The following is a 3,229-nucleotide window of genomic DNA, read 5'->3' as shown; positions in this document are numbered from 1 at the left end:
TGTACAACAAAATATATTAAGACTACTACAGTAGCTTAAATTTAAATCTTTAATAGCTTAAATTTACTCGCAATGCTTAGTCATTGCGAGGGTTTATATACAATATATCAAGCTTTTTATATTATTAATTAAAATGGATTTATAAATTAGGGTAATTGATAAAAATTACTAAAAATACAAAAATAATACTCTAAATATTACTAAAATATCTAAAAACCATTAATCCTATAAGATCACAACCTCGCAACGCAACTCTATACCAAAAAGCTCAGCTATACGGTTTTTGGCTAAATTTATCAACTCTATTGCATCATTAAAGCTTCCACTGCCATAATTGATTAAAAAATTTGCGTGAATTTCGCTAAAGCCGCATCCGCCGATCCTATAGCCTTTCATTCCAGCAGCCTCTAAAAGTCGCCCAGCATGATCGCCAGCAGGATTGGTAAAGCATGAGCCAAAGCTCGCACCTTTTGGCTGATTGGAGCGCTTTTGATTGAGTTTATTGCTTAGAACTTCATCAAATTCACGTATAATTTTAAAACTAGCCTCAAATATCACTCCATCAATATTTGAGTGGCGGTAGCTAAATCCACACTCATTAGCTAGTGTTACTCCTTTAGATGTTGTGATATTTAAGAGCAAATTTGAAATCTCATACTCTTTTACTCCAGCATTCATCTTTATCATTCCACCAAGGGTTCCAGGAATTTTTTTAACAAATTCAAAGCCGCCAATATTGTTATCTTTAGTAAATTTATATATTTTTGAGCTTGGAGTTTTAGCGCCAATTTTTAGTACGCCATTTTCTAGTTTGATATAGTCAAATTCGCTTCCTAAAATCCCCATTTTAGGTGGATTTGGCGAGATTAGCAAATTATTTGCTCCGCCAATTATCACTCCATCAAACTCACGCATTTCATCTAGCACTTCTACATCAAAAATCCCACCAATGCGTACTGAGCTGTACTTACTAAAATCAATTTTCATTGGATAAATGTTGGTATCATATTTAATATTCGTTCAGTAAAATCAATCATTTGCCCCATCATCCACGGCATTAAAAAGATTATTACCACCACAACCAAAATTATCTTTGGTACAAAGCTTAGCGTCATCTCGTTAATTTGTGTAGTAGCTTGAAAAATGCTAATTAGCAAACCAGCTACCAATCCAGCCATAAGCATAGGTAGACTAATCATTAGTGCTAGTTTAAAGGTCTCAACGCCTAGACCGATTAGATCGCCTTGCATTAGCTATTCCTACTATTTAGATACTCAGTTGGTATGAGATTTGGCTGAGATTTGATTAAATTTGAATAAACCCCATTCTCATATCCGATTTCAAAAAGCCTATCTACTGCACGCAGCTGAAGATCGCTCATACTGATAGATTCAGCATTTGCATAAAGCCCTAGATATTTTTGCAAATTTGTATCATCTACACGCACTAGCTTACGCTCTAGCAACATAGAGCTTAATATTTTTTTATTATCGTGTGCGATTTGTACGGCCTTTGTCAGTACCGATTCGCACTCTATAGCATCACTTAGCGGCAGACTGCGTCTAAGGGCCATACCACCAAGTGGTAATGGCAGACTATCATCGCCTCTAAGTTCACACCAAATATCCCAAATTTCACGCTCTACGCATAGTTCATCACTAAAGCTAAGAATACTCTCATGAATTAGCACGCCAGCATCAACTTCACCGCTTAGTACAGCATTTTCGATATCTAAGAAATTCTTATAAACTATCCTAGCCTTTGGATATGCGATTTTAAAAAGTAGAGCATTTGTGGTGTATTGTCCGCTTAGTGCGACTTTGAAATTTGGCTTTAGAGTTGTATGTTTTTTCTTAATTAGCTTTGGGCCGTATCCATTGCCAAAGCTTACTGCTGTTCGTAGTAAAGCATAATCTTTAACTATAAATGGATAAAGAGCAAAACTAATGGCCGTAGCATCAAATTCGCCACGCAAAGCTGCTTGATTAAGCGTCTCTATATCATCAGCTTTAGAGCTAAACTGCAAAATCTCACTACCAACCCAGCCTAAATTTATAGCGCTATACATGAAGATATCATCAGCATCTGGTGAGTGAGCTACTCTTATATTTTTCAATTTCATCCTTTGCATTTTGGCTAATTTTACTTAAATTTATCTAAATTTCTAATATATTGCCGTATCAAAAATATGGCTTACTTTTCCACCAAAATGGATAGTCTCTCCATCAAATCTAAGATTTAAAATCTCACCACTTCTTGGCATAACTTCTATTTTATCATTTAGTCCAAATCGCTCAAATCCAGTAAAAAACGAAGCTGCCATTCCAGTGCCACAGGCATTTGTCTCATTTTCAACACCACGCTCAAAGGTACGCACTAATAGTCTTTGGCCATCAAATTTGGCATAATTTACATTTGCGTTATATTGTTGGCGCATAGTTTTGCAAATTTCTAGATCAAATTTATCCAAATCATCCACAAAGCTTACTAAATGCGGCACTCCAGTATTATAAAAGTTCCATTCTAATCCCATTTGAGTAAATGGTTCGCTTAACTTTTTTGGCTCGCTTAGAGCGACTTCGACATGGTCTTTTGCAATGGTAGCGCCAATAATTCCAGCACCAGTTTCAAAGGTGCAAACAGCATCGCAAATTTTGTTTTTATATGCATAAAGTGCAGCGGCCCTACTACCGTTGCCACACATTGCTGCTATGCTTCCATCACTATTGTAAAACTCCCACGCAAAATCACACTGATTATTTGATTGTTTGATAATAATCATTCCATCCGCGCCAACTCCACTAAATCTATCGCAAAGACGCACAGCTAGTTCCGAGCGGTTACTTGCAGCAAATTTAGCATTATCAATGGCTTGGAAAATAACAAAATCATTACCGCTTGCGTTATATTTTGAAACTTGCATAAATATCCTTAAAATGGTTAAATTTTCAAATTTTAGCATAAATTAAATTCAAAGTTGCTTTTTTAATATATTTTTACTCCATCCTCTCAAATAAATTACACCCCCATAATATTTAATATCTCATCTAATCTAATCTAAATCCCACTTTAAAAATTATAAAATACCCAAGTCATAAAACTACAATATCTAATCTAAATTTAATTAATTACTCAAATTTATTAAAAAATTTGCAATATTTTCTTCAAATTTATCAAAATCCCCCCCCCATATATAAACTTTTTAATATTTGGTTCGATATAATAAAAA

4 protein-coding genes are annotated in these 3,229 nt (G+C 34.7%); all 4 read right to left on the bottom strand.

Annotation, left to right across the window (positions count from 1 at the left end; all coding sequences use genetic code 11):
• Positions 1–225 precede the first annotated feature (225 nt).
• Genes CIGNP85_RS08195 through dapF form a run of 4 tightly spaced genes read right to left on the bottom strand, consistent with a single transcriptional unit; the run spans position 226 to position 2,923 of the window.
• Positions 226–987: a UDP-N-acetylmuramate dehydrogenase gene (locus CIGNP85_RS08195; RefSeq protein ID WP_086287847.1), complete on the bottom strand. Its 762-nt coding sequence runs from the start codon at positions 985–987 to the stop codon at positions 226–228.
• Complete coding sequence (fliQ, locus tag CIGNP85_RS08190) at positions 984–1,250, bottom strand: flagellar biosynthesis protein FliQ (protein WP_086227385.1); 267 nt, start codon at positions 1,248–1,250, stop codon at positions 984–986. The genes CIGNP85_RS08195 and fliQ overlap by 4 nt, the downstream gene beginning before the upstream one ends.
• A complete protein-coding gene (locus CIGNP85_RS08185) occupies positions 1,250–2,122 on the bottom strand; it encodes a menaquinone biosynthesis family protein (RefSeq protein WP_086228903.1) in 873 nt (290 codons plus the stop codon). The genes fliQ and CIGNP85_RS08185 overlap by 1 nt, the downstream gene beginning before the upstream one ends.
• A 42-nt stretch (positions 2,123–2,164) precedes the next feature.
• Positions 2,165–2,923, bottom strand: coding sequence for a diaminopimelate epimerase (gene dapF, locus CIGNP85_RS08180; protein ID WP_086287845.1), 759 nt, complete (start codon positions 2,921–2,923; stop codon positions 2,165–2,167).
• Positions 2,924–3,229 lie beyond the last annotated feature (306 nt).

Source organism: Campylobacter sp. P0085 (assembly GCF_002139495.1).
GTDB classification, from domain to species: Bacteria; Campylobacterota; Campylobacteria; order Campylobacterales; family Campylobacteraceae; genus Campylobacter; species Campylobacter devanensis.
The sequence above is the reverse complement of the archived record's forward strand: the minus strand, read 5'-3'. Positions and strand labels throughout refer to the sequence as shown.

Excerpts from the sequence above, each read along its gene's own strand:
- dapF (WP_086287845.1), bottom strand. The coding sequence starts at position 2,923 with ATGCAAGTTTCAAAATATAACGCAAGCGGTAATGATTTTGTTATTTTC.
- fliQ (WP_086227385.1), bottom strand. The coding sequence starts at position 1,250 with ATGCAAGGCGATCTAATCGGTCTAGGCGTTGAGACCTTTAAACTAGCA.
- CIGNP85_RS08185 (WP_086228903.1), bottom strand. The coding sequence starts at position 2,122 with ATGAAATTGAAAAATATAAGAGTAGCTCACTCACCAGATGCTGATGAT.
- CIGNP85_RS08195 (WP_086287847.1), bottom strand. The coding sequence starts at position 987 with ATGAAAATTGATTTTAGTAAGTACAGCTCAGTACGCATTGGTGGGATT.